The organism is Buttiauxella sp. AC038 (assembly GCF_979253565.1).
Map to the genome: position 1 here is coordinate 4,110,288 of NZ_CEEDCQ010000001.1, position 26,133 is coordinate 4,136,420.

Sequence of the window (26,133 nt, forward strand, 5' to 3'; positions counted from 1 at the left end):
GATTAGCGCGAGCGACATCCACCATTCATCATCTCGTCTGCTTACGTAGCAAATAGACGAAGTATGGCGCACCGATAAACGTTGCCAGCAAGCCAGCAGGCACCTGATCCGGGAACAGGATCATTCTTCCGCACCAGTCCGCCGCAACCATCAGCATCCCACCTAATAACGCCGATATTATCAGCTGCGGCATTGCACGCCGGAACCCGAGCATACGTGCGATATGTGGTGCCATTAGGCCAACAAAACTCAGCGGGCCGACGGTCATCGTTGCCGCCGCGGTTAAGGTCGCGGCCAGCAAAAGCAGCGCAAAACGTGATGGCGTCAGCGCCATACCGATAGCGCGTGCGGTCGCTCCGCCTAGCGGAAGTATCATTAACCAACGGCGACACAGCGGCGTCAGGGCAAATAGAATCACCATCAGAATAAGTGTTCTGACGGCTTGATCGCCGGTAACGTTATAGGTTGACCCCGAAATCCAGGTCAGGATCCCCGCCATACGCGGGTCACCGCTAGCCATCAGTAACATCAGCAACATGGTAAACGCCGTGCTCAGCGCCATCCCGGCGAGCAACATGCGCTGCGGCGAGAAACCGCCACGGCTGGCCGTTACCATAATCACCAGCAGTGTTACCGCAGCACCCAAGGTTCCAGCCGGGAACAACCAACCAAATGCATTTCCAGGTACGATAAACAACATCACCACCACGCCGAATGCCGCACCAGAGCTGATTCCTAACACTTCGGGGCTTGCCATCGCATTACCGGTCAGACGTTGGATAACGCTGCCAGCAACCGCCAGCATCATACCCGCAGTCAGTGCAGCTAATACACGCGGCCAGCGCCACTGTAATAACTCATGGAATAACGAACCGCTTACCCAGTTCCAGCCATACGCATCGCGTCCAAGCGTTAGCGCAGTGACAAGAACCAACGCTAGCACACCGCTACCGACTAACACCCACCATGCCAGATGCTGGCGTTCGCTAGGAACGTTATCGCCCTGGTTCATCGCTGGCGTGCCAACAGTACGCAAGCGTGGTAGCAGCCACAGCAATAATGGCGCTCCAATAAGAGCGGTCACGGTTCCGGTAGAGATCTCACGCCATACGTTGGTAAGCCAGATAACTGATTGATCTGAAAGCCACAATATCAACGCGCCAATAAGCGGTGCGAGGAACAAACGCGCAACCAGGCGGCGTGCCCCAAGCATTTTCGCCAGCAACGGCGCGAACAGGCCAATAAAACCAATAATCCCGACTGCATTAACCAACAGCGCACTGATGGCAATCGCCAGTACCAGCGTCGCGAGGCGCACCATCGAAAGCGCCAGGCCAAGGTTACGCGCTACACCATCGTCGAGCCCCATCAGCGTTAGCGGGCGCAACAACAGCAGTGTTAACAGCAAACCGCCGACCAGGCGAGGCCACAGGCCGTTAACGATGTCCCAGTCTTGTTGGTTTAACGAGCCAGTGCTCCACAGGAACATGTTCTGCAACTGGTCGTGATGGAAAATAGCCAGCAGTTGGTTTACCGCTCCACAGTAAAGGCTCAGTACCAGCCCTGCGAGAATAAGCGTGACCGGAGATAACCGCTTGCCCCAGGCAACGCCAAACACCAGTAAACCCACAACGCCTGCCCCTACCAGAGCGGCAAACTGTTGTGTGGCGAATCCGCCGGGCAATGCCCACAGCGTGGCAACGGTGACGCCTAATTGCGCGCCACTCGCCACACCCAGCGTTGTCGGTTCGGCAAGCGGGTTACGCAACACTTGCTGGAACAGCACGCCCACTAAACCCAGCCCTGCCCCGACCAACAAAGCGATGGCAAGGCGCGGCAGCAAACTGTAGTGGAATAACATCTGATTGATGTCATCCATGTTGGGTTGCCACCAGGCAGCACGCCATTGTGCAGCAGGCAATTGCGCATTCAGGTTATGCAACGTGAGCGCACAGGCAATGACAAACATCAGCGATAACAACATCGCCGGGAACAAGGCATGACGATGTTTCACGCTTTGCTCCCTATGGTTTTAGCCAGCATGGTGGTGAAATTCATGGCGGAAAGGGTCGCGCCGTAGAGCCAGACAGGTGGCACTCGCTGGAAACGGTTCTGGCGAACAAAAGGCATGGCATTCCACAATGGCGTGGCGGCGACGCGCGCCATTTCTGCATCGTTGTTATGATCGAGACAAATAACATCAGCATCTTTCACTTCGGCGAGGCGCTCAAGGCCAATGACCGCACTGCCCCAGAAGTTGGTTTCACCTGTCCACGCGTTTTTCACGCCGAGCAAGTCCATCACCTGTTGGAACAGACTGCTTTTGCCGATCACCAGCGCATGGCGCGAATCTAACAGTGTCATCAGCAATACGGGTTTATCGCCGCGGTTGGCAAAGCGGGGTTTCATCTGCTCGATAAATTGGTCGAAGTGGGCGAGATGATCTTTCGCGGCCTGCTGCATGCCGAGCTTTTCGCCCAGTTCGGTCAGCGACTGGCGTGCAACCATCAGCGGTTTGCCAGAGGCATCGTTAAAATTGAACCCCAAACCCGGCGCGATACGCGACATCTTTTCCGGTGACGGGCCGTAGCCTGCGGAATAGAGAATCAGTGACGGTTTTAATTGGGTCAGCAGTTCGAGATTGGGTTCGGTGCGTAAACCAACTTCGATTATGCCATCGGGCAATTTCGGTTCACCGACCCAGGCCTGATAATTTTTGATATCAGCCATCGCGTAAGGCTTAACGCCCAGCGCCAGCATCAATTCGACAGGTAGCCATTCCAGCGCAACAATTCGTTGCGGATCTATTGCCGCCGCATGAGCGTTGCCCATTTTGAGCAACAGCGGCGAGAGCGCCAGTGCCGTTAACAACTGGCGACGGCTCAGTAAAGGGTTAATCAGCTCACTCATCAGTAAACGAAGCTCACCGGAGCCGCGCCCGCAGGATGTGGCAGAATACCCATTGGGATACCGTAAATCTGTTCCAGCGTTTCGCTTTGCATCAATTCAGCAGGGCTACCCTGGGCAATCATTTCGCCACCGCGCAGCGCTGCAAGGTTGTCGCAATAACGCGCCGCCATATTGATATCGTGCAGAACGGCAATCACCGTCAAACCACGTTCCTGGCTAAGACGATGAATCAGCGCCAGTACATCAACCTGGTGGGCAATATCCAGCGCCGAAGTCGGTTCATCCAGCAACAGACAACGGCTATCTTGCGCCACCAGCATGGCAATCCACGCACGCTGGCGTTCGCCGCCAGAAAGACTGTCCACCAGACGATGAGCAAAAGGTTTCAGCCCGACCAAAGTGATGGCCTCTTCAACCAATTCCCTGTCCGCTACGCCAAAACGACCCAACGCGCCGTGCCACGGATAACGACCAATCGCCACCAGCTCACGCACGGTCATGCCTTCAGCCGCTGGGAGTTGTTGCGGTAAGTACGCGACTTTGCGCGCAAATTCCTTGCTGCTCCAGCTATCCAATGGTTGATTGTTGAGACTGATTTCCCCATCAGAGGGTTTCTGATGGCGACCAAGCATTTTCAGCAGTGTCGATTTCCCCGAGCCGTTGTGGCCAATCAGGCCTGTGACTTTGCCTACAGGAAAGGTCATCGACAGAGGATGGAGAAGCGTGCGACCAGGTACGCGGAAGGTAACGTCAGTGAGGCTAAACGTGGTATCGGGATGAACGAGTTTGTCCTGCATGGTAGCCATCTTTGTTGATGGGCACGGCGAACCGTGCCCGAATACACTTAGAAGCGGAATGTTGCAGTCGCAACAACCTGACGCTCAGCGCCCCAGAAGCAACCGTAGGTATTGAAGCAACTGGCTACATATTCACGATCGAATAGGTTATTCACGTGAACAGCCACGTTGGAACCAGCCATACCAACACGCGCCAAATCGTAGCGCACCAGGGCATCGACAACAGTATAACTTCCCACTTTGAAGGAGTTCGCCGGGTCGCCATAGCTGGAGCCGGTGAAGCGTCCACCAGTGCCTAACGTCAGACCAGACAGTGCGCCATCAAAGAAGGTGTAGTCAGCCCACAATGAAGCCATATGTTTTGGCACCTGTGCTGGCGTGTTGCCTTTGTAGTTGGTATCCGTGGTGTACTCAGCATCGGTGTAGGTGTAAGAACCAACTACGTTTACGCTCGCAGACAGTGCCGCTTTCGCTTCAACTTCAACGCCACGCGCGCGAATTTCACCACCTTCAACCGAGAAGAATGAGCCCGCAGGGTCAGCCATCAGGTTGTTGGTTTTGGTCAATTGGTACACCGCGCCGGTCAATACAATCGGACGATCGCTCGGCACATATTTCAGGCCCGCTTCATACTGCTTACCTGTAGAAGGTGAGAACAGATTACCCTGTGCGTCGGTCTGTGAAGCAGGTTCAAACGACTCACTGTAGCTGAAATACGGTGTGATACCGTTATCAAACAGATAGTTAACACCACCACGCCAGGTAAACTGAGTGTCATCACGTTTGGAAGTAGTACCAGCCACGCGGTTGTAGGATTCCTGATCGGCCCAGTCATAACGGCCGCCCAACGTCACCAGCACTTTATCCCATTGCGCCTGGTCCTGAACATAGAGGCCCGTTTGCTTCTGGCGGTTCAGGATCTGATACGGACCGGAGTTCGCCGGATCTTTCGAATTGAAATCGAAATCGGTATACACCGGATTGTAGAGATCCAGCAGCGGTACGGAGTCGTCGTAACCAAACCAGGAGTTTATGTCGTTACGCATACGCATAAAGTCAACGCCGGTCAGCAGAGTGTGGTCCACTTCGCCGGTGGCAAATTTGCTCTGCAACTGGGTATCAACAGTGAAGTTTTGCAGCTTCTCATCATCAACCACGTATTTACGAGCCAGATAATGGCCTTTGTCCGCCGGCGCTAACGCCGCACATTGCTTGCTAAAGCTGTTAGCTGGATCGGAACAGACGCCGTAACCGTAGACGCTGTTTTGCGAAGTTTTGTTTTCGGCAAAGCGCAGGTTCTGACGCACGGTAAAGGTATCGTTGAATTCATGGTCGAAGCTGTAGCCAACCATTTTCTCATTACGAGAATAGGTATTGTTCTTCGCACCTTCATTGAAGTCAGTAGGCAGACGATCGCCGTTTGGCAACGGATCGACCGTTCCCTCTTTTGGCAGCCAGCCGTAGTAACCGGTTTCCGGTTCGTTCTGGAAGTAAGAGAGGAAGGTAAAGTTAGTTTTGTCATCCGGACGCCATGAGAAAGACGGCGCGATGGTATAACGCTGCTCTTCCGCACGATCCTGCTGAGCATTGTTCGAACGAGCCAGACCCGTTAAGCGGTACGAGTACACGCCGTCGTCATCTATTGCATCGCTGAAGTCAAAGCCGGTCTGGAAGAGGCTGTCAGTGCCCATTTTGAACTGGATCTCTTTCAGCGGTTCCGTGGTCGGACGCTTACTTACCATGTTCAGCAAACCACCCGGGCTGCTTTTTCCGTACAGAACGGAAACCGGACCACGCATGATTTCAGCGCGCTCCAGCATATAAGGATCTACTACCGCGTCGTTATAGAAGTTGCCCTGCATCTTCATACCATCGAGGTAGTTATTCTGACTCTGACCATCGGCCGCAAATCCGCGAATCACCAAATAGTCATAAGTATTTGAAGCACCACGAGTTCCAACCGCAACGCCTGGGGTATAGCTCAATGCTTCCTTCACCGATCTTGGTTGATGCAACGCCATCTCTTCGGCGGTCACCACAGAAATAGACTGAGGTACCTTTTCAATAGGCGTATCAGTTTTGGTCCCGGTCGCAGACTGACGCGCCGCGATCGTGGCCGCAGGTCCCCAGGCACTTTCTTGCGGGGCTGTGGAAGAAACTGTGATGGTATCTTCTTTGCTGGTTGTGTTGTCTGCTGCAAAACTTGATGCACTCACGCCACTGACGGCGGCCGCAACAAAGAATGCAAGTTTACGGATTGAGGTGTTGACTGGTTGTCCAGTTCTTAAACGCGCCATTGGTTTTTCTCTGATGAAGTAGTGACGAATGATAACGTAAACGATAATTATTATTAGCCGCAGAATAATAGACGAAACGGAAAGTGCATAGCAAGCAGGAAACGCCCCTGCTAAGCGCGAGGGAATAATAATTAACCAGAGTGATTGCATGGGCTTAATAAAAAAGAAAAGCCCCCGTGGTAAACGGAGGCTTTATGGGAAAACCGTGAGGTTTATTTACTGCCGAACATGTCTTTTATCCAACCTGCAACACCGTCACTACTTTCTTGCTGCTGAGGTTGTTGCTGCTGCGGCTGTTGTGGCTGCTGAGTCTGTGGCGCCTGTGACTGACTAAACGGATTGTTGTTCTGCTCAGCCTGCTGGCTTTGCTGGCACAACCCGTCCGGATTAGTGGTCCACACTGGCAACACACGATCCCCGCCGCCGCCACACTGGAAGTAGCCTGCGCTATCAACACCCATATCAACGATATCTTCCGGCGGGTTCAGCACCAGTGGAATCGGCGTCTGGTTAGCCAGATAACGTTGGTAAAGCGACATCGCCCCGCTCGCACCATACAGTTTGGTCGGCTGGTTGTTGTCACGCCCTACCCAGGTAATCGCCACTTCTTTGCCGTCGATGCCCGCAAACCAGGTATCCACGTTATCGTTGGTGGTACCCGTTTTTCCTGCTAAGTGCAGGTTCGGATATTTGCCCCCTAACGCACGACCCGTACCGCGAGCCATAACCTGCTGCATGGTAAACAGCGTCATGTATGCAGCCTGAGGAGGAACAGCCTGCTCCGCCTGTGGGAAGCTTTGGTATAGCACGGTGCCATCTTCAGCAATAACCGAACGCAAGGCTGAAAGCGTTGCCCGGTTGCCACCGCTGGCGATGGTCTGGAATGCCTGAGCCACTTCAATTGGCGTCAGGTTCAGCGCACCCAGCAACATCGCAGGAACCGGATGTAACTGGTTCTGCGGCACACCAAGTTTGACCCAAGTGTCTGTGACAGCAGGCAGGCCCAGCGCCATCCCCAGGTTGACAGTTGGTACGTTCATAGAACGCGTCAGCGCGTCCACGAGCATGACCTTGCCGCTCTCACTGTAGCGACGATCATCGTTTTGCGGCGACCACACTTGCCCGTTCGGCTGTTTCAGCGCGATTGGCGCATCGGCAATCCAGGTATTCAGACGGTAAGCGTCAGGCTGGCTTAATGCCGTCAGATAAGTCGCTGGTTTTGCCAGAGAACCGATAGAACGACGAGCCTGCATCGCGCGGTTGAAGCCCGCAAACTGCGTTTCAGCTCCGCCGACCATCGCACGAACTTCACCGGTCGAACGGTCAACAATGACCATTGCCGCTTCCAGATCTTTCAGTTTGCGCGAGTTACGCAGAACCGGAACCCCTTCACTCACCGCTTTTTCTGCCGCATCCTGAGAAACGGAGTCGAAAGTGGTGAAGATCTTCACGCCGGACAAGTCTTTAACTTTGTCGCCAAGTTTGGTCTGAAGTTCGTTTCGCACCATCTGCATAAAAGCAGGCTGCGGCGAAATCACACCACCACGCGGTTGCACACCCAGAGGGCGCGCGCTCAGCATGTCGTAAAGCTCCTGGTCAATGACCTTCTGCTCTTGCAGCAAGCGCAATACAAGGTTACGACGTTCCAGCGCCAGTTTCGGGTTACGCCACGGGTTATAAATCGACGCGCCTTTCACCATGCCCACCAGCAATGCTTGCTGATCGAGGCTCAGTTCTTCTACCGGACGGCCAAAGTAATACAAGCTCGCCAGCGGGAAGCCGCGAATTTCGTTATCACCGCTCTGGCCGAGATAGACCTCGTTCAGATACAGTTCAAGGATGCGATCTTTGCCGTAACGCGCATCCATGATCAGCGCCATGTACGCTTCGTTCGCTTTACGCCAGTAAGAACGCTCGCTCGACAAGAACAGGTTTTTGACCAACTGTTGCGTCAGCGTACTCGCGCCCTGCACGGTACGGCCAGCTGTCAGGTTCGCCAGCACCGCACGGCCAATGGAGAAGAAGCTAATCCCGTCGTGCTCGTAGAAATGGCGGTCTTCTGTTGCGATCAACGTGTCGACCAGCAGCTCCGGGAACCCGGTGCGCGGCACAAACAGGCGCTGTTCACCATTCGGTGAAGACAACATGGTAATCAAGCGTGGATCCAGACGGAAGAAACCGAAGCTGCGGTTGTTATCCATGTTCTGGATGGATTCCAGATGGTCACCATCAAAATTCAGACGTGCGCGGATCTGCCCTTCTTTACTATCAGGGAAATCAAACGGACGACGGATCATCTCAATGCTGTTGCCCTGAACCGTAAACTCACCAGGGCGCGTCATCTTCGTCACCTGACGGTACTGGGTCGCCTCCAGCAGGTTAACCATCTCTTTTTTGCTGTACGGCATGTCTGGTTCAAGGTTCACCATACGGCCATAGACTGCCGCCGGGAGCTGCCAGACTTTCCCATCAATACGGGTACGGATCTTCTGATCGAGGTAAACACCGTAAATCACGAACAGCACAGCAAAGACAACAAACAGTTTTACCAGGAACCAGAACCAACGGCGCTTTTTACGTGGCGGGCGACCATTGCCATTGCCACTGCCTTTTCCTTTACGTGGCGGCATCGGTTTCTCGTCTTCATAATCATCATCGTAATCCGCGTCATATTCCTCTTCACGGACACGGCGACGGCTTACTTTCTCTTTCACAGGACGTGAAGGTTTTCCTTTACGTCCAATCGGTTCGCGGTCATTCCCCGCCATTGCTTTCTCCACCAAAAATAAGGCGCACGGCCTGATTCTCCCCATCTCAACTCAAGTCGAAAGAGGAAATCTCTCAAAGTTATTGGTACTTTTTGGTACGCCGCGTAGGCAGCGCGTCTGCTGGCGAGTCCGGCCAGACGTGTTTTGGATAACGTCCTTTCATCTCTTTTTGCACTTCCCGATACGCGCCATTCCAGAATGCGGTTAAATCACGCGTAATCTGCAATGGGCGCTGCGCCGGGGAGAGCAACTCCAGAACCAGTGGCACACGGCCTTCGGCAATCACCGGAGTCTGAGCTTCACCAAACATTTCTTGCATACGCACAGCAAGAACTGGCGGGTTTTCATCATCATAGCGAATGGCTATCTGGCTTCCAGTCGGCACAGTGTAATGAGTTGGCAGCGCACTATCCAGACGTACGCGTGCGTTCCAGTCGATCAGGTTCTGTAACGCCCGTGTGACATCAATGTTTTTTAACGCGCGAAGCGAGTGTACACCATGCAGTTCGGGTAATAACCAGCTGTCTAAATCACGCAGCAACGCCTCGTCAGAGACGTCTGGCCATTTAAGTTCTGGCAACCATTTTGCTGCACAGGCCAGGCGTGTTCTTAACTGTTGCGCATGCGCCGACCAGTTAAGCACTGACAGGCCTTTCTCACGAATACCATTAAGCATCGCTTGATGCAGTTCGTCTTCGGAAGGTTTCGCCAGTGGCTGAACTTTCAGAATTAACTTGCCAATTTGTGAACGGCGAAACGCTTTTAAGGTGCCTTGTGTTTCATCCCACTCAACGGTGTCACTTTCGTTCATCAACACCGGGCACTGTAGCGTTAGCGACTCAATATCCAGCGGGATAGCCTGCAAGATACGCGCGTCAGGCGTATGGCTTCCCTGCAATAAAAGCGGTGCCAACAGCCATTCGTAGCGTGTTAATGGGTCATCCTGATTGAGCATCGCCCCCATACCATTGGCTAATTGGTAGCGACCGTCCAGACCACGGCGGCGAGCAATCCTGTCGGGAAACGCCTGCGCCAGTAACGGAGCCGCAAGGGAGAAATCCGCTTCGCCACCGCGGCTGTTAAGCCTTTTAAGCAACTGGGTGCTACGCTGCTGCCAGTTATCCTGACGTCGACTAAAAGCATTACGCAAATCGCTGTCCTGACCGCGCGGTGGCTCTTCAAGAATCGCGACAAGCCGCGCTGCGGTTGCCTGTTGATCGGCATCTTTAGCGTTAACCAACATCGCTGCCAGGCGCGGTTCATTACCCAGGTTCGCCATTTTCTGGCCTACGGGTGTGAGTTTGTTTTGTCCATCCAGAGCATTGAGCTGGCGCAACAAGGTTTGCGCAGCCGCTAAATTGGTGGCAGGCGGGGTATCAAGCCAGGTCAGTTGGCCCGGATCCTGGCAACCCCATTGCAGTAAATCGAGTAGCAGGCCAGAAAGGTCGCTTTGCAGGATTTCTGGTTCACTTTGCAAGCTCGCGCGTTCTGCCTGCTCGGCACTGGTTAAGTGCAGACAGATACCCGACTCCAGACGCCCCGCTCGCCCGGCACGTTGAATCATCGACGCTTGGCTAATGCGTTGGGTGATAAGCCTTGTGAGCCCAGTGCGAACGTCAAAACGCGCGACGCGCTCCTGCGCGCAATCCACCACCAGGCGGATACCTTCAATAGTCAGGCTGGTTTCGGCAATATTGGTCGCCAGCACCACTTTGCGAGTGCCGTTTTCCGCAGGGAGAATTGCTTTGCGCTGTTCGCTTAAAGGCAGTGCACCGTATAACGGACAAAGCTGAACATCACTTGTGACGCGCTCTTGCAGCTGTTGCATAACACGCTGAATTTCACCGACACCAGGCAAAAACAGCAACAGAGAACCCGACTCTTCGCGCAGCAAATTCGCCACAGCGCTAGCAACCGCTTCGTCAAAGCGTTGATGGGTAGAAAGCGGACTGTAGCGACGTTCAACCGGAAATGCTCGCCCTTCAGAGCTGATAACCGGAGCTTCCGGTAAACATTGCTGAAGGCGCGCATTATCAAGCGTTGCCGACATAATCAGCAATTTAAGATCGTCACGTAACCCTTGCTGCACGTCGAGTAACAGCGCCAGCGCCAGATCGGCTTGCAGGCTACGTTCATGGAATTCATCGAGGATCACCAGCGCAACACCTGAAAGCTCAGGATCGTGCTGAATCATGCGCGTCAAAATACCTTCGGTTACCACTTCAAGCTGGGTGTTAGGCCCAACACAGGTTTCGGCACGCATCCGGTAGCCAACTGTTTCACCGGGCTTTTCACCCAATAATTCAGCCAGACGCTGTGCAACATTACGCGCAGCCAGGCGACGTGGTTCCAGCAGTAGAATGCGACCGCCCAAGTTTGCCTGCCGTAAAATCTGCAACGGCAACCAGGTCGATTTACCTGCCCCCGTTGGGGCGCTCAGTAAGACCTGCGGCGCATTTTGCAAGGCGTTAAGAATATCGGGTAGCACTGCGGCAACCGGTAATGACGGCACAAACGGCTCCAAACGGGTATGATGCGAAGTTCGCTATTGTAGCATCAAGCCAATTCATAACGAGAGACCACTATGGCCGAAACTCGCCGTCTGTTTTTTGCCCTCGAATTGCCAGCCGAGGTACAACAACAGATTATCCAGTGGCGCGCCACACAGTTCCCTGAAGATTCCGGGCGTCCGGTCGCTGCTGCAAATTTGCATCTGACTCTCGCCTTTTTAGGCGACATCAGTGTTGAAAAGCAAAAAGCACTCAGCCTGCTCGCCGGGAGAATCCGCCAGAGCGGTTTTACCCTGACAATTGATGATGCAGGGCAATGGTTGCGGTCAAACGTGGTATGGATTGGCCCCCGGCATGCCCCTCTGGGGCTGATTCAACTGGCAAATATGTTGCGCGCACAAGCGGCTCGTAGCGGGTGCTACCAAAGCCCGCAGCCGTTTCACCCGCATATCACGCTTTATCGGAACACACCGCGTGCGGTCACCATCCCGCCACCCAATTTTCGCTGGCAATACAAAGTTGAAGACTTCGTATTGTATGAGTCAGTTTTCAAGCAAGGGCGAACGCGTTACCTGGAGCTACAGCGCTGGTCATTAAGCAATAAGGAAGAGTAAATGGAGTTTAGTCCCCCGCTACAACAAGCCACACTCATCAAACGCTATAAACGCTTTCTGGCTGATGTGGTAACTCCGTCTGGTGAAGAGTTAACGCTCCATTGCCCAAACACCGGTGCGATGACCGGATGTGCAACACCAGGCGATACTGTGTGGTATTCCACATCAGATAGCCCAACTCGAAAATATCCCCACACCTGGGAAATAACCCAAACGCAAAACGGCGAATTTATTTGCGTTAATACGCTGCGCGCTAATGCGGTTGTGAAGGAAGCATTAAGTTCGGAAAGCATTTCAGAATTAATTGGTTATACAACCATTAAAAGTGAAGTGAAGTATGGTGCTGAACGTAGCCGCATTGACTTTATGTTGCAGGCAGATTGCAAGGTTAACTGCTATATTGAAGTAAAATCAGTCACGTTATCAGAACAAGGAAATGGCTATTTCCCGGATGCTGTAAGTCTGCGTGGGCAGAAGCATTTGCGAGAATTGATGAACGTGGTTATGCAGGGCGAACGTGCGGTGCTGCTATTTGCAGTATTGCATTCTGCTATCACCCAGGTTTCCCCGGCACGCCACATCGACGCCAAATACGCACAATTATTATGCGAGGCGCAACAGTGTGGAGTTGAAGTTATTGCTTATAAGGCTGAACTTTCGGATAAAGGCTTGAGTCTAATCTCGCCGTTACCTGTTTGTTTGATTGAAGAGTGCCCGCAATAATTCGAGTTGCATCGCGGCGGCAAGTGAATAAGCCCCGATGAGCTTACTGCAGTAAGTGATTCGGGTGAGTAATCGCCGCCAACAAAAAGATGCAGCTTGAAGTATAAAGGGTATTAACGTTTGTCTGTTTTGTGTGCTGGCGGTTCGCGTAAATACGCTTTTCTTCACAGGCTTGTCAAGAGAGGAATTTATATAATTGCCATCCTGAAAAGCATCTGCTATTTATAGCGGCCTGATTTTCCCCCGAACAGGGGACCGATAATGCGTGTTAAGGAGAAACAACATGCAAGAAGGGCAAAAGCGTAAAACATCGTCCCTGAGTATCCTCGCCATCGCTGGGGTGGAGCCATACCAGGAGAAAACGGGCGAAGAATACATGAACGAAGCCCAGCTGACGCACTTCAGGCGTATTCTTGAAGCATGGCGTAATCAACTTATGGATGAAGTTGATCGTACCGTCACGCACATGCAAGAAGAAGCGGCTAACTTCCCTGATCCGGCAGACCGTGCCACTCAGGAAGAAGAGTTCAGCCTGGAACTGCGTAACCGCGATCGCGAACGTAAACTGATCAAGAAGATCGAGAAAACGCTCAAGAAAGTGGAAGACGAAGATTTCGGTTACTGCGAATCCTGTGGCGTTGAAATCGGCATTCGCCGTCTCGAAGCTCGTCCGACAGCTGATTTGTGCATTGACTGTAAAACGTTGGCAGAAATTCGCGAAAAACAAATGGCCGGTTAACGGCTCGCAATTTCAGATTACTCATAATGGCGGGATACTCTCCCGCCTTATTTATTTCTAGCCTACCGCAGCAAATCATGAACACACCCCACTACATTGGACGCTTTGCCCCCTCGCCTTCGGGTGAACTCCATTTCGGCTCGCTAATTGCCGCACTCGGCAGCTACCTGCAAGCACGCTCAAAACAAGGCCAATGGCTGGTGCGTATCGAAGATATCGACCCACCACGTGAAGTACCGGGCGCTGCTGCTACTATATTGCGCCAACTTGAGCATTACGGTCTGGAGTGGGATGGTGAAGTTTTATGGCAATCCCAACGACACGAAGCCTACCGCGAAGCACTCTCATGGTTACATCAGCAAGGGCTGAGTTATTACTGCACCTGCACGCGCAGCCGGATTCAGCAAATTGGCGGTTTTTACGATGGCCATTGCCGCACGTTAAACCATGGTCCTAATAATGCCGCGTTGCGTTTTATGCAACATCACCCGGTATTAAGTTTTGAAGATAAACTTCATGGGACGTTAATAGCCGACGAACAACTGGCTCGTGAAGATTTCATCATTCACCGCCGGGATGGGTTATTTGCCTATAATCTTGCTGTGGTAGTGGATGATAATTATCAAGGTGTGAGCGAAATTGTACGTGGCGCAGATTTAATTGAGCCAACGGTAAGACAAATTTCGCTGTATCAACAATTTGGTTGGACGGTGCCTGATTACGTACATTTGCCCTTAGTGCTTAATGAGAATGGGGCAAAGCTTTCTAAGCAGAATCACGCGCCAGCCCTACCGCAAGGCGATCCACGTCCGGTTATTCATGCCGCGCTGGCATTTTTGAATCAACCAGAAATTGCCCATTGGCAAGATTTGACGCTCAACGAATTACTCAGTCAGGCGGTGCAAACCTGGTCGCTTGAGGCTATTGAACCAGGCTCGGCGTGAATACGCCATTCTCAAATGCCACGCACTGAGCTATGATTAGCCGCTGTTTTTTTGTCCCTATGATTGACACTGCCGAGGTGTACTATTTTTACCCGAGTCGCTAATTTTTGCCGCAAGGTGCTTAACCGCGATGGCGTCGTGGTCGAGGAGATTGAAGATCTCCCGCAAATCACGGTAATTCCGCGTGACCAGCACGCTCTGTCCCGCAAAGATATCAGTGAAAATGCCCTCAAGGTGCTCTATCGTCTGAACAAAGCAGGCTACGAGGCTTACCTCGTGGGTGGCGGTGTCCGTGACCTTTTGCTCGGCAAACAGCCGAAAGACTTTGATGTCACGACCAGTGCTACGCCAGATCAAGTGCGTAAACTGTTCCGCAACTGTCGTCTGGTGGGTCGTCGCTTCCGTCTGGCGCATGTAATGTTTGGGCCGGAAATCATCGAAGTTGCTACTTTCCGTGGTCACCATGAAGAGCAAAAGTCTGACAAACAGACTTCTCAGACCGGTCAAAACGGTATGTTGCTTCGTGACAACATCTTCGGTTCTATCGAAGAAGATGCACAGCGCCGCGATTTCACAATCAACAGCCTCTATTACAGCGTGGCTGATTTCTCCGTTCGCGATTATGTCGGCGGCCTGCGTGATTTACGCAATGGCGTTATCCGTCTGATTGGTGACCCTGAAACGCGCTACCGTGAAGACCCTGTACGTATGCTTCGTGCAGTGCGCTTTGCCGCCAAGCTGAACATGACGATTAGCCCGGAAACTGGCGAACCTATTCCGCGCTTAGCGACCTTGATTAACGATGTGCCGCCTGCTCGTTTGTTTGAAGAGTCATTGAAACTTCTGCAAGCTGGCCACGGTTATCCAACTTACGAATTACTGCGCGAATATCAGCTGTTCCAGCCGTTATTCCCGACCATCACCCGCTACTTTACCGAGCAGGGTGACAGCCCGATGGAACGAATGATTGTTCAGGTGCTGAAGAATACCGATAACCGCATTCAGAATGATATGCGTGTTAATCCGGCCTTCCTGTTCTCTGCCATATTCTGGTATCCGCAACTTGAGATGGCCCAAAAGCTGACTCAGGAAAGCGGCCTTGCCTATATGGATGCTTTTGCACTGGCGATGAACGAAGTGCTGGATGAAGCTTGCCGTGCGCTGGCGATTCCAAAACGTATCACCACGCTGGTTCGTGATATCTGGGGCCTGCAGCTTCGCCTGTCACGCCGCCAGGGCAAACGCGCATGGAAGCTGATGGAGCATCCTAAATTCCGTGCAGCTTACGATTTGCTGGCACTGCGTGCTGAAGTGGAAAATAACCAGGAATTACTGCGCCTGACCAAATGGTGGGGTGAGTTCCAGGTTGCAGCTCCGCCGGCACAGAAAGATATGCTCGATGTGTTAGGTGATGAACCTGCCGATCGCCGCCGTCACCGCCGTCCACGCAAGCGTGCACCACGCAGCGGTGGAAGTGCATGACGCTTGCGTACATCGCACTCGGCAGCAACCAGGCGTCACCGCTTGAGCAAGTGACTCAAGCGCTGAACGCCATTGCAACCATCCCGCAAAGCCGGGTGGTTGCAACTTCCTCGTACTACCGCACCCCGCCGCTCGGCCCGCAAGACCAACCCGATTACCTCAATGCTGCTGTGGCACTAGAAACCGAACTGTCTCCCGAAGCATTACTAGCCCATACTCAACGTATTGAGTTGGAGCATGGTCGCGTGCGTAAAGCTGAACGCTGGGGGCCGCGCACGCTTGATCTCGACATCATGCTGTTCGGTAATCTGACTGTTGCAACACCAACGCTTATCGTGCCGCATTATGATATGAAAAATCGCGCGTTTATGTTGGTTCCGCTGCTGGAAATTGCACCTGACTGCACCTTCCCGGACGGCAAACGCGCCGCTGATATTTTAGATACTCTCTCCCAGGATGGGATTACGTTTTGGTAACCACGGACGTGTTCTGTTTGCTAATGTAGCGATTTCACCTCTCATTCTTTTTTCTCTGGGATTGCCATGAAACCAATCACCATGTCTCAGTTGCGCCAGTGGAAACAGGCCCAACGCAAATTCGCAACCATCACCTCTTATGATTTCAGCTTTGCAAAACTGTTTGCCGATGAAGGCATTGGTGTGATGCTAGTTGGCGATTCATTAGGGATGACTGTTCAGGGGCACGACTCCACTTTACCCGTTACCGTGGAAGATATTGCCTACCACACCTGCGCCGTGCGCCGTGGTGCGCCAAACTGCCTGCTGCTTGCTGACCTGCCTTTTATGGCATATGCCACACCTGAACAGGCGTTTGCCAATTCAGCCATCGTTATGCGCGCTGGTGCTAATATGGTCAAAATCGAAGGCGGGCGCTGGTTGGTTGAAACAGTCAAGATGCTGACCGAACGTGCCGTTCCGGTATGCGGGCATTTGGGCCTTACGCCGCAATCCGTGAACATCTTCGGTGGCTATAAAGTCCAGGGACGTGATGAGGCCGCCGCACAGACACTATTCGATGATGCCGTGGCACTCGAAGCGGCAGGTGCACAATTGTTGGTGTTGGAATGTGTTCCGGTCGCTCTGGCAAAACGCATCACTGAAGCGCTGAGCATTCCGGTCATCGGTATTGGCGCGGGTAATGTCACAGATGGACAGATTCTGGTTATGCACGATGCCTTTGGTATCACCGGTGGTCATATTCCAAAATTCGCCAAAAACTTCCTTACAGGAAACGGCGACATGCGCGCCGCGGTACGCCAGTACATAACTGAAGTTGAATCAGGCACCTACCCAGGTGAAGAACATAGTTTCCACTGACAGGAGAAGGGTTGTGTTGATTATCGAAACGATACCGCTGTTACGTCAGCAAATCCGCCGCTGGCGCCAGGAAGGTAAACGCATCGCACTGGTGCCGACCATGGGCAACCTGCACGACGGCCATATGAAACTGGTCGATGATGCGAAAAGCCGCGCCGATGTGGTGGTTACCACCATATTTGTGAACCCGATGCAGTTTGACCGACCGGATGATTTAACTCGCTATCCCCGCACCTTGCAGGAAGATTGCGAGAAACTAAACCGTCGCAAAGTCGATTTGGTGTTTGCCCCTGCCCCAGCCGATATTTATCCACAAGGACTGGACTCACAGACCTTTGTTGAAGTTCCAGGGCTTTCTACCATGCTCGAAGGCGCAAGTCGTCCAGGGCATTTCCGTGGCGTCTCTACCATTGTCAGCAAGCTCTTTAACATGGTGCAGCCTGATATCGCCTGCTTCGGTGAGAAGGACTTCCAGCAAGTCGCCGTGATCCGCAAGATGGTGGCGGATATGGGTTATGACATCGAAATTATCGGCGTGCCAACGGTTCGTGCGAAAGACGGCCTGGCACTGAGTTCACGCAATGGTTATCTAACCGCAGAACAGCGCAAAATTGCGCCAGGTTTGCATAAAGTGATGCAGTCTCTGGCAGATAAACTGCGGTCTGGTGAGCGAGACACGGAAGAAATGTTGGCTATCGCCGCCACCGAACTGAATGAAAAAGGTTTTCGTTCTGACGACCTGCAAATTCGCGATGCCGATACCTTGTTAGAGCTGAACGTTGAGAGTAAACGTGCGGTGGTATTAATGGCCGCATGGCTTGGCCAGGCGCGTTTGATTGATAATATTCAGGTTGATCTGGCGCAGTAGACAGCATTCATAAATCGGGCAATACTGCCCGCTTATATTCATAGAGCTGATAAAATCAGCTCTATTCGGACCCCGTAATAAAGGTTTAATTTTATGATACGCACCATGCTGCAAGGCAAACTTCACCGTGTCAAAGTGACGCAGGCGGATTTGCATTATGAAGGCTCCTGCGCCATCGATCAGGACTTCCTTGAGGCGGCAGGCATTCTGGAATATGAAGCCATTGATATTTATAACGTCACCAACGGTAAGCGTTTTTCAACTTACGCTATCGCGGGTGAGCGCGGTTCAAAAATCATTTCGGTGAATGGTGCCGCAGCGCATTGCGCGGATGTTGGCGACATCATGATCATTGCCACTTACGTGACTATGCCAGATGAGCAAGCACGCACCTGGCAGCCGAAAGTCGCCTATTTCGATGGCGATAACGAAATGAAACGTCTCGCGAAAGCCGTACCGGTTCAGGTTGCATAACAACCTCCGAACGAATGAAAAAGACCTGCTTTGTTAAGCAGGTCTTTTTTTATCTTAAGATTTTGTCTGGTTGCTGATAAGCCGCGACATGGTCTCTAACGAGTCAGTTCTCAATATATAAAGTCGTTTTAGCAAAAACGGATTATCCCCCGGCTTCACTTTCCCACGCACTGTCGTCACAGCCATATGGAACCCCGCATCGTTGGCTGCTGTCACCGCCTTATCGTTGTAACCGCCGAACGGATACGAAAGATATAAAACATGCGGATTAAACTGCGCAAGCGCGCGGCGCGAGTGTTCAAAATCAAGCAGGATATTACGATAGGTGCGGCGTAAAAGTGTCGGCTGACGATTAGCGTCAACGCGATGCAAGAAATGGGTATGCGACTGGATATCAAACACATCCTGGCTGGCCTGTAATTCCGAGATACTCATAAACTGCAGCGTTTTCGGGTTCCAGGTTTGCGGATGAGCCTTGATGCGCGAAGAAATAATAAAGGACGTCGCTTTGAAGCCGTACTCTTTAAGAATCGGATAAGCGTAGCGATAAACCGATTTCAGGCCGTCGTCAAAGGTAATCACTACCGCCCGCGCGGGCAGATTCATACGGTTACGCACGTAGCCTTCGAGCTGATACATCGTAAGGGTGGTGTAGCCCGTGTCGCGCAACCAGGTCATTTGGTTGCTGAATGCTACCACCGAGGTAGTTGTTGATGTATGGCGAAAGCGAGTGTTCTCTTCATCACGCAGAATATGGTGGTAGGTGAGTACCGGAATACCATTGTCCTGCTGCGCATCGAGACTGCTGACATACCCAAGGCGATTGCCAATACGAATTTGATACCAGGTTTGGTTTAAACGGTCTTTCAGACTGGCAATAATTGGGTAACGTAAATTATCGGCCAATGTACCGAACGTGGCGCTCCGGGTATCCGGTTCGTTATACACAGCAACATCACGGAAAGTGACCAGATTCTGGTTGCTCAGCGGTTTATTCAGATCGCCCAGTCGGTCTTCAATCCGTTGCTTACCTACAACCGGTTCAAGATGCGCTTTATCAATAAAGCCGGTGCCAAAGCCAAAGTTAAATTCGTAATAGTCTGCCGCCATTGGCACGACCGCCAGAATCTGCCCTTCCTGAACAGTGCCAACAGAGATGACTTTATCCCCCACCTGCGCCCAGATATCAGCATCTTCAGTGGTTTGCATATATTGCGCGGGAGTGTGATTGCTGCTGAGCAGGCTGGCATTAGCGCTACTGCCACAAATCAGCATCAGCACAGCAAAAATAAGGCGAGTTAGCATAACGAGTTTGATAGCACTGAGTGTCCCAACGGCGGAAAGAGGGTGTCATTCTAACAAAAGCCCACCCGATACCAACCTTTCAAATCAATATTGGTGGAGTAATACGAATGGCGGATTTTTTTGCTGTTGATGCCAGAGGCTGGTGATGTCATCGCCACCCTGCTCAACAATGCGGTCACGGAACTCTTCGCTGGTCAGCGTTTCTCGGTGCATGCGCATCGCGAATAGCACAGGCAGCGTGACACCAGAGATCACTTCACAATGGGAATGTTGGTGGCTCATGAGTGCAGCCGTACGATAAGGTGCAGCCCCGGTTTGATCGGTCAGAAAGACCACTCCATCCCCAGAATCGCAATTGTACAATGCATCACACATCATACGGCTTAGCATATTGGTGCTAAGCCCATTCCAATAATTCACCGCGTAACATTGCGGTTGCGGTCCAAAACGTCGCTCGATTGCATCCAGCATATCTTGAGCGTAATAGTCATGACCGGCAATAACCCAACCTAACATCGCGTTCTCCTTTTCGCAGAGCGCAAGTGTGCCAGAGCGGGAAATCTGCCACGTGATGCTAATCAAAACGGAGTAAGAAAACGCTCAGTAACCTCCCCTTTCGGGGAGGTTAGCAGAATTAGCTGCGCAAACCGCGGCCACGTTGAATCAGATACCAACACAGGATATAGAAGGCGGCGATAAAGCCCACCAGCACGGTGACAGTAAATAGCAATGGTACGTCGTTGATACCGAGGAAACCGTAACGGAAGCCACTGATCATATACACCACCGGGTTCAGGTGGGATAAAGCCTGCCAGAACGGTGGCAACAGCGTCAGGGAGTAGAATACACCGCCTAAATAGGTCAGCGGAGTCAGCACGAAAGTTGGGATCAGGCTGATATCGTCAAAGGTCTTGGCAAACACGGCATTGAGCAAACCAGCTAACGAGAACAGGATGGCAGTCAACAGCAGCGTCAGGGCGACAAACAGCCACGAGTGAACCTGGAAAGGCACGAAGAACAGCGATACTGCCGTCACCAGAATCCCGACACACAGACCACGCGCCACACCACCGCCAACATAACCGGCAATGATAATGTGCGTCGGTACCGGTGCCACTAGCAGCTCTTCAATGTTGCGCTGGAACTTCGCGCTGAAGAACGAAGAGGCCACGTTAGCGTAAGAGTTAGTAATCACCGCCATCATGATCAGGCCCGGCACGATGAACTGCATGTAGGTAAAACCATGCATTGAGCCAATCTGCGAGCCAATCAAATTACCGAAAATAATAAAATACAGGGTCATGGTGATGACCGGCGGTACAAGCGTCTGGATCCAGATACGCGTGAAACGGTGGATTTCTTTAGTCCAGATACTTTTTAGCGCCACCCAATAGAGATGCATCATGCCTGCTCTCCTTTCGAGCCATTTACCAGCGTGACGAACAACTCCTCAAGACGGTTAGCTTTGTTACGCATACTTAATACCTGAACCCCTTGCGAGCTTAACTGACTGAAGACACTATTTATTCCTTGCTCACGCAGCACTTCCACTTCCAGAGTGGAAGTATCCACCAGCCGATATTGGTAGCCATCGAGCTTCGGTAATGGGCTTTTCGGTGCTAAATCGAGAATAAAAGTTTCTGACTTCAGTTTTGAAAGTAGTGATTTCATCGAGGTGTTTTCGACTAGCTCACCGTTTTGAATAATACCGATATTGCGGCACAGCATTTCTGCTTCTTCAAGGTAGTGAGTGGTCAGAATAATAGTGGTGCCTTTATCGTTCAGATCCTTCAGGAATCCCCACATCGAGCGACGTAGTTCAATATCGACACCCGCAGTTGGCTCATCAAGAATCAACAACTTTGGCTCATGCATTAAGGCACGAGCAATCATCAGACGGCGTTTCATACCACCCGATAACATACGTGCACGTTCGTTGCGTTTTTCCCACAGATCGAGCTGTTTCAGGTACTTTTCGCTACGCGCAATGGCTTCGTTTTTTTCAACGCCATAGTATCCCGCCTGGTGCACAACGATTTGCTGTACGGTCTCAAACGGGTTGAAGTTAAACTCCTGCGGCACCAAACCAAGCTGGCGTTTAGCGTTAACAATGTCTTTTTGCAGGTCATAACCAAACACGCGTACCCGGCCAGAGGTTTTATTTACCAGCGAGCTGATAATACCGATGGTAGTGGATTTCCCTGCGCCATTCGGCCCCAGCAGAGCGTAAAAGTCCCCTGCCTCAACACGAAGATCTATGCCACGCAGTGCCTGAACACCGCCGGGATAGGTTTTCGTTAACTGTTCCAGTTCTAATGCAATGGTCATTATTTGCGGTTACCTTGTTCGGTACAAAAAAGTTAAGCTGTTTAAAAATTATTTCAGTTGCACAATCAGTTGCCCTATATTACCTCAACGCACTTCATCCGTTACAGGTTGTTAACCTCCATGAAAGACATTGATACCCTCATCAGCAATAACCAGGTCTGGTCAAAACTGATGGAGGACGAAGACCCGGGCTTTTTCGAACGTTTGTCTCAGGCCCAAAAACCTCGCTTCTTGTGGATTGGCTGTTCTGATAGTCGCGTACCAGCTGAACGTCTGACTGGCCTTGAGCCTGGAGAGTTATTTGTTCACCGTAACGTGGCAAACCTGGTAATTCATACGGATTTAAATTGCCTTTCTGTAGTGCAGTACGCGGTAGATGTTCTGGAAGTTGAACACATAATCATTTGCGGTCACTACGGGTGCGGTGGTGTACAAGCGGCGGTTGAAAACCCGGATTTAGGGCTAATTAACAACTGGTTGCTGCATATCCGCGATATCTGGTTCAAGCATAGTTCGCTACTGGGAGAACTCCCACCGGAACAGCGTCTGGATACACTTTGCGAGCTCAATGTGATGGAGCAGGTTTATAACCTTGGTCATTCAACCATTATGCAATCCGCATGGAAACGCGGGCAGAAAGTCACTGTCCACGGTTGGGCTTACGGTATTCACGATGGACGCTTACGTGACCTGGAAGTCACCGCAACCAGTCGCGAATCACTGGAGCAAGGTTACCGCAGCGGGATTTCGAACCTCCAGAATTCCCATCGCAGCCACAAGAATAGAACACCTTCGCAGTAATGCTGATAGCAAAAAGGGCCTTAAAGGCCCTTTTTTAATGGATGTAGCAAAAGACTTACTCGTCCAGCAGAACCACTTTACCAACGTATGGCAGATGGCGATAACGCTGAGCGTAATCAATGCCGTAACCCACTACGAACTCATCAGGAATAGCGAAACCAACCCACTCAACATTCACTTCCACTTCGCGGCGCTCTGGTTTATCCAGCAGCGTACAAATGGCCAGTGATTTTGGTTCACGCAGGCTAAGAATCTCACGTACTTTGCTCAGCGTATTACCGGAGTCGATAATATCTTCGACGATCAACACGTCTTTGCCGCGGATATCCTCATCGAGATCTTTCAGGATTTTCACATCGCGGGTGGTGGACATGCCGCTGCCATAACTGGATGCGGTCATAAAATCGACTTCGTGGGGCACTTGCACTTCACGGCACAGGTCCGCCATGAACATAAATGAACCACGCAGCAAGCCAACCAGCACCATATCACTACCGCTATCACGATAATGTTCAGTGATCTCACGACCCAATTCAGCGATACGGGCTTTGATCTCCGCTTCGGGGATCATCACTTCAACAGTATGTTTCATAGTTATAACCATATGATTTAAAAATAAATCATTCGATGTTGGTTAGATTTTAGCCAACACAAAATATTCAGGCCAGCAGTATAACAGCAAAACCCATTCCCGTGCCCAATTGGTAAAAAAGCCATTTATGTGATGAATATCACACTTGTTAATAACTATAATGAATTGCTATCAAACTTTTAAGAGCGTGATAATTGTGAAAACAAATAACTCTGGTTCGCGGGTAATCGCAACCTTAACAGTCCTGTTTGCGGTACTGACTGGACTGTATTTATTAATTGGCGGGATATGGTTAGTGGCAATTGGTGGGTCCTGGTACTACCCAATTGCAGGGGTGGTGATGTTAATCACCGCATGGTTACTTTGGCAACGTAAAGCTCTGGCCCTGTGGCTCTATGCTGCACTACTGCTTTGCACCGTGGCGTGGTCTGTCTGGGAAGTTGGTTTTGATTTCTGGGCATTAACACCACGTTTAGACGTTCTGTTCTTCTTCGGCGTATGGCTGCTACTGCCATTTGTTTATCGTCATCTGATTTTACCCACTGCAGGTGCGGCTCCGGCCCTTGGTGCGGTGCTGGCGATTACCGTTGTGGCGCTGGTCTGGGCGGTATTTAACGATCCGCAAGAAATCAATGGCACGCTGAGTGCGGATGCGACAACACCCGTTTCCGCATCATCAACCATTCCTGATGCCGACTGGCCTGCATATGGTCGTAATCAGGAAGGCCAACGCTACTCTCCTTTAAAACAGATCAACGATAAAAACGTCGGCCAGCTTAAAGAAGCGTGGAGTTTCCAGACTGGCGATGTGAAACGCCCAAGCGATCCGGGTGAAATCACCAACGAAGTCACTCCGATTAAAATCCGCGACACGCTTTACCTGTGTACCGCACACCAGCAGTTGTTTGCGCTGGATGCGACCACCGGTAAACAGAAGTGGAAATTTGATCCGCGTCTGGATACGAATCCTTCGTTCCAGCACGTGACTTGCCGTGGTGTTTCTTACCACGAAGCAACCGCGGATAACGCGACTCCGGATGTGGTTTCAGATTGCCCACGTCGTATCATTCTTCCTGTGAATGACGGACGTCTGTTTGCCATTAATGCCGATAACGGCAAGCTTTGCGAAAGCTTTGCTAACAAAGGCATCCTGAATCTGCAAACCAACATGCCGGTCACCACGCCTGGCATGTACGAACCTACTTCACCTCCGATTATCACCGATAAAGTTATCGTGATTGCCGGTGCGGTCACCGATAACTACTCCACTCGCGAGCCGTCTGGTGTGATCCGTGGCTTTGATGTGAACAGCGGTAAATTGCTGTGGGCATTCGATCCTGGTGCTAAAGATCCCAACACCATTCCTGGTGATGAGCATCATTACACCATTAACTCGCCAAACTCCTGGGCACCAGCGGCCTATGACGCGAAGTTAGATTTGGTGTACCTGCCGATGGGTGTTACCACACCCGATATTTGGGGCGGTAACCGCACGCCGGAGCAGGAGCGTTATGCCAGCAGCATCGTGGCACTAAACGCAACTACCGGGAAACTGGCCTGGTCATATCAAACAGTTCATCACGACCTGTGGGATATGGATATGCCATCGCAGCCGACGCTTGCGGATATTACGGTTAAAGGCGAAATCGTTCCGGTTATCTACGCGCCTGCGAAAACCGGCAACATCTTTGTGCTCGACCGTCGTGACGGCAAACTGGTAGTTCCGGCTCCGGAAAAACCTGTGCCGCAAGGTGCCGCAAAAGGCGACTACGTGACGCCAACTCAGCCGTTCTCGGATTTGAGTTTCCGTCCGAAGAAAGATCTGAGCGGCGCGGATATGTGGGGAGCGACCCTTTATGATCAAATGGTTTGTCGCATCATCTTCCATAAACTGCGTTATGAAGGCATTTTCACACCACCGTCTGAGCAAGGCACGCTTGTGTTCCCAGGTAACCTGGGGATGTTCGAGTGGGGTGGGATTTCCGTTGATCCAAACCGTCAGGTAGCAATTGCCAACCCAATGGCACTGCCGTTTGTATCTAAACTGATGCCACGTGGCCCAGGCAACCCGATGGAGCCGCCGAAAGACGCTAAAGGGTCTGGTACCGAAACTGGCATTCAGCCGCAGTACGGCGTGCCGTATGGCGTGACGCTTAATCCGTTCCTCTCTCCGTTTGGCTTACCTTGTAAGCAGCCTGCATGGGGCTACATCTCTGCGGTCGATTTGAAAACCAACGAAGTGGTATGGAAAAAACGTATTGGTACCGTGCGCGACAGCTCACCGCTTCCTCTGCCGTTTAAAATGGGGATGCCAATGCTGGGTGGCCCAATTTCTACCGCAGGTAATGTTCTGTTTATTGGCGCAACCGCAGATAACTACCTGCGTGCTTATAACATGAGCAATGGTGAGAAATTGTGGGAAGCACGCCTGCCAGCCGGTGGCCAGGCAACGCCGATGACCTATGAAGCGAATGGTAAACAGTACGTCGTGATTTCTGCGGGCGGCCACGGCTCCTTCGGAACCAAGATGGGTGACTATATCGTAGCGTACGCGTTACCGGACGACGCTAAGTAAAAAACTGTCGGATAGCGCAGCACTTATCCGACCTACGAAACTGGCGGATGAACAGACTTCTGTTCATCC

At 51.8% G+C, this 26,133-nt stretch carries 21 protein-coding genes and 1 pseudogene; 11 read left to right on the forward strand and 11 right to left on the reverse strand.

The genetic code is table 11. From position 1 onward, the window contains the following. Window positions 1-28: 28 nt before the first annotated feature. The 6 genes from fhuB to hrpB all read right to left on the reverse strand — a co-directional run bounded on the left by fhuB (window position 29) and on the right by hrpB (window position 11,284). Window positions 29-2,014, reverse strand: coding sequence for a Fe(3+)-hydroxamate ABC transporter permease FhuB (gene fhuB, locus AC0IXI_RS19525; RefSeq protein ID WP_471682961.1), 1,986 nt, complete (start codon window positions 2,012-2,014; stop codon window positions 29-31). Next, entirely contained in the window at window positions 2,011-2,910 is a 900-nt protein-coding gene (fhuD, locus tag AC0IXI_RS19530) for a Fe(3+)-hydroxamate ABC transporter substrate-binding protein FhuD (RefSeq protein WP_471682962.1), read from the reverse strand. Before fhuD ends, fhuB begins: the two co-directional genes overlap by 4 nt. After that, window positions 2,910-3,707, reverse strand: a complete 798-nt coding sequence (gene fhuC / locus AC0IXI_RS19535) for a Fe3+-hydroxamate ABC transporter ATP-binding protein FhuC (protein WP_064516293.1) — start codon at window positions 3,705-3,707, stop codon at window positions 2,910-2,912. The genes fhuD and fhuC overlap by 1 nt, the downstream gene beginning before the upstream one ends. A gap of 47 nt (window positions 3,708-3,754) precedes the next feature. Continuing rightward, complete coding sequence (gene fhuA / locus AC0IXI_RS19540; protein ID WP_471682963.1) at window positions 3,755-6,004, reverse strand: ferrichrome porin FhuA; 2,250 nt, start codon at window positions 6,002-6,004, stop codon at window positions 3,755-3,757. 212 nt (window positions 6,005-6,216) lie between these two features. Next, window positions 6,217-8,772 carry a bifunctional glycosyl transferase/transpeptidase gene (gene mrcB / locus AC0IXI_RS19545; protein ID WP_064516289.1) on the reverse strand — a complete coding sequence of 852 codons (2,556 nt, stop codon included), beginning with the start codon at window positions 8,770-8,772 and terminating at the stop codon, window positions 6,217-6,219. 79 nt (window positions 8,773-8,851) lie between these two features. Continuing rightward, the gene (gene hrpB / locus AC0IXI_RS19550; RefSeq protein ID WP_471682964.1) at window positions 8,852-11,284 is read right to left on the reverse strand and encodes an ATP-dependent helicase HrpB; all 2,433 of its coding nucleotides are present in this window, start codon (window positions 11,282-11,284) and stop codon (window positions 8,852-8,854) included. 72 nt (window positions 11,285-11,356) lie between these two features. Here hrpB and thpR point away from each other — a divergent pair, with 72 nt between their 5' ends. The 9 genes and pseudogenes from thpR to panD all read left to right on the forward strand — a co-directional run bounded on the left by thpR (window position 11,357) and on the right by panD (window position 18,463). Next, window positions 11,357-11,896: an RNA 2',3'-cyclic phosphodiesterase gene (gene thpR / locus AC0IXI_RS19555; protein ID WP_064516285.1), complete on the forward strand. Its 540-nt coding sequence runs from the start codon at window positions 11,357-11,359 to the stop codon at window positions 11,894-11,896. After that, complete coding sequence (sfsA, locus tag AC0IXI_RS19560; protein ID WP_134187014.1) at window positions 11,897-12,619, forward strand: DNA/RNA nuclease SfsA; 723 nt, start codon at window positions 11,897-11,899, stop codon at window positions 12,617-12,619. 283 nt (window positions 12,620-12,902) lie between these two features. Next, complete coding sequence (dksA, locus tag AC0IXI_RS19565; protein WP_064516282.1) at window positions 12,903-13,358, forward strand: RNA polymerase-binding protein DksA; 456 nt, start codon at window positions 12,903-12,905, stop codon at window positions 13,356-13,358. 77 nt (window positions 13,359-13,435) lie between these two features. Then, window positions 13,436-14,331 (forward strand): annotated as a pseudogene (gluQRS, locus tag AC0IXI_RS19570) (tRNA glutamyl-Q(34) synthetase GluQRS). Between the two features lie 55 nt (window positions 14,332-14,386). Further along, window positions 14,387-15,784 (forward strand): polynucleotide adenylyltransferase PcnB, encoded by a 1,398-nt coding sequence (gene pcnB / locus AC0IXI_RS19575; RefSeq protein ID WP_471683254.1) that lies wholly within the window; start codon window positions 14,387-14,389, stop codon window positions 15,782-15,784. Then, window positions 15,781-16,260 (forward strand): 2-amino-4-hydroxy-6-hydroxymethyldihydropteridine diphosphokinase, encoded by a 480-nt coding sequence (gene folK / locus AC0IXI_RS19580; RefSeq protein WP_064516276.1) that lies wholly within the window; start codon window positions 15,781-15,783, stop codon window positions 16,258-16,260. Before pcnB ends, folK begins: the two co-directional genes overlap by 4 nt. A gap of 66 nt (window positions 16,261-16,326) precedes the next feature. Then, a complete protein-coding gene (gene panB, locus AC0IXI_RS19585; RefSeq protein WP_424222732.1) occupies window positions 16,327-17,121 on the forward strand; it encodes a 3-methyl-2-oxobutanoate hydroxymethyltransferase in 795 nt (264 codons plus the stop codon). 13 nt (window positions 17,122-17,134) lie between these two features. After that, the gene (panC, locus tag AC0IXI_RS19590) at window positions 17,135-17,989 is read left to right on the forward strand and encodes a pantoate--beta-alanine ligase (RefSeq protein WP_034460889.1); all 855 of its coding nucleotides are present in this window, start codon (window positions 17,135-17,137) and stop codon (window positions 17,987-17,989) included. 93 nt (window positions 17,990-18,082) lie between these two features. Then, entirely contained in the window at window positions 18,083-18,463 is a 381-nt protein-coding gene (panD, locus tag AC0IXI_RS19595) for an aspartate 1-decarboxylase (RefSeq protein ID WP_034460890.1), read from the forward strand. Between the two features lie 54 nt (window positions 18,464-18,517). Here the strand turns inward: panD and AC0IXI_RS19600 are convergent, their stop codons facing one another. The 4 genes from AC0IXI_RS19600 to AC0IXI_RS19615 all read right to left on the reverse strand — a co-directional run bounded on the left by AC0IXI_RS19600 (window position 18,518) and on the right by AC0IXI_RS19615 (window position 22,096). After that, entirely contained in the window at window positions 18,518-19,768 is a 1,251-nt protein-coding gene (locus tag AC0IXI_RS19600) for a polysaccharide deacetylase family protein (RefSeq protein WP_422569180.1), read from the reverse strand. 84 nt (window positions 19,769-19,852) lie between these two features. Then, window positions 19,853-20,284, reverse strand: a complete 432-nt coding sequence (locus tag AC0IXI_RS19605) for a PTS sugar transporter subunit IIA (protein WP_064516270.1) — start codon at window positions 20,282-20,284, stop codon at window positions 19,853-19,855. Between the two features lie 118 nt (window positions 20,285-20,402). Next, a complete protein-coding gene (locus tag AC0IXI_RS19610; RefSeq protein WP_034460895.1) occupies window positions 20,403-21,173 on the reverse strand; it encodes an ABC transporter permease in 771 nt (256 codons plus the stop codon). After that, on the reverse strand, window positions 21,170-22,096 hold the full coding sequence (locus AC0IXI_RS19615; RefSeq protein ID WP_064516268.1) for an ABC transporter ATP-binding protein: 927 nt from the start codon (window positions 22,094-22,096) through the stop codon (window positions 21,170-21,172). The genes AC0IXI_RS19610 and AC0IXI_RS19615 overlap by 4 nt, the downstream gene beginning before the upstream one ends. Window positions 22,097-22,216: 120 nt before the next feature. On the opposite strand from AC0IXI_RS19615, the gene can reads away from it, so the two are divergent. Further along, a complete protein-coding gene (gene can / locus AC0IXI_RS19620) occupies window positions 22,217-22,897 on the forward strand; it encodes a carbonate dehydratase (RefSeq protein WP_064516266.1) in 681 nt (226 codons plus the stop codon). Between the two features lie 55 nt (window positions 22,898-22,952). On the opposite strand, the gene hpt is transcribed toward can, so the two are convergent. Beyond that, window positions 22,953-23,489, reverse strand: coding sequence for a hypoxanthine phosphoribosyltransferase (hpt, locus tag AC0IXI_RS19625; protein ID WP_064516264.1), 537 nt, complete (start codon window positions 23,487-23,489; stop codon window positions 22,953-22,955). A 160-nt stretch (window positions 23,490-23,649) separates the two neighbouring features. Between hpt and AC0IXI_RS19630 the strand changes: the two genes are divergently transcribed. Next, window positions 23,650-26,064: a glucose/quinate/shikimate family membrane-bound PQQ-dependent dehydrogenase gene (locus AC0IXI_RS19630; RefSeq protein ID WP_154151450.1), complete on the forward strand. Its 2,415-nt coding sequence runs from the start codon at window positions 23,650-23,652 to the stop codon at window positions 26,062-26,064. Window positions 26,065-26,133: the final 69 nt, after the last annotated feature.

Excerpts from the sequence above, each read along its gene's own strand:
- can (WP_064516266.1), top strand. The coding sequence starts at position 22,217 with ATGAAAGACATTGATACCCTCATCAGCAATAACCAGGTCTGGTCAAAA.
- AC0IXI_RS19615 (WP_064516268.1), bottom strand. The coding sequence starts at position 22,096 with ATGACCATTGCATTAGAACTGGAACAGTTAACGAAAACCTATCCCGGC.
- hpt (WP_064516264.1), bottom strand. The coding sequence starts at position 23,489 with ATGAAACATACTGTTGAAGTGATGATCCCCGAAGCGGAGATCAAAGCC.
- fhuA (WP_471682963.1), bottom strand. The coding sequence starts at position 6,004 with ATGGCGCGTTTAAGAACTGGACAACCAGTCAACACCTCAATCCGTAAA.
- panB (WP_424222732.1), top strand. The coding sequence starts at position 16,327 with ATGAAACCAATCACCATGTCTCAGTTGCGCCAGTGGAAACAGGCCCAA.
- AC0IXI_RS19610 (WP_034460895.1), bottom strand. The coding sequence starts at position 21,173 with ATGATGCATCTCTATTGGGTGGCGCTAAAAAGTATCTGGACTAAAGAA.
- AC0IXI_RS19600 (WP_422569180.1), bottom strand. The coding sequence starts at position 19,768 with ATGCTAACTCGCCTTATTTTTGCTGTGCTGATGCTGATTTGTGGCAGT.
- sfsA (WP_134187014.1), top strand. The coding sequence starts at position 11,897 with ATGGAGTTTAGTCCCCCGCTACAACAAGCCACACTCATCAAACGCTAT.
- folK (WP_064516276.1), top strand. The coding sequence starts at position 15,781 with ATGACGCTTGCGTACATCGCACTCGGCAGCAACCAGGCGTCACCGCTT.
- dksA (WP_064516282.1), top strand. The coding sequence starts at position 12,903 with ATGCAAGAAGGGCAAAAGCGTAAAACATCGTCCCTGAGTATCCTCGCC.
- panD (WP_034460890.1), top strand. The coding sequence starts at position 18,083 with ATGATACGCACCATGCTGCAAGGCAAACTTCACCGTGTCAAAGTGACG.
- thpR (WP_064516285.1), top strand. The coding sequence starts at position 11,357 with ATGGCCGAAACTCGCCGTCTGTTTTTTGCCCTCGAATTGCCAGCCGAG.
- fhuC (WP_064516293.1), bottom strand. The coding sequence starts at position 3,707 with ATGCAGGACAAACTCGTTCATCCCGATACCACGTTTAGCCTCACTGAC.
- AC0IXI_RS19605 (WP_064516270.1), bottom strand. The coding sequence starts at position 20,284 with ATGTTAGGTTGGGTTATTGCCGGTCATGACTATTACGCTCAAGATATG.
- fhuD (WP_471682962.1), bottom strand. The coding sequence starts at position 2,910 with ATGAGTGAGCTGATTAACCCTTTACTGAGCCGTCGCCAGTTGTTAACG.
- mrcB (WP_064516289.1), bottom strand. The coding sequence starts at position 8,772 with ATGGCGGGGAATGACCGCGAACCGATTGGACGTAAAGGAAAACCTTCA.
- AC0IXI_RS19630 (WP_154151450.1), top strand. The coding sequence starts at position 23,650 with ATGAATTGCTATCAAACTTTTAAGAGCGTGATAATTGTGAAAACAAAT.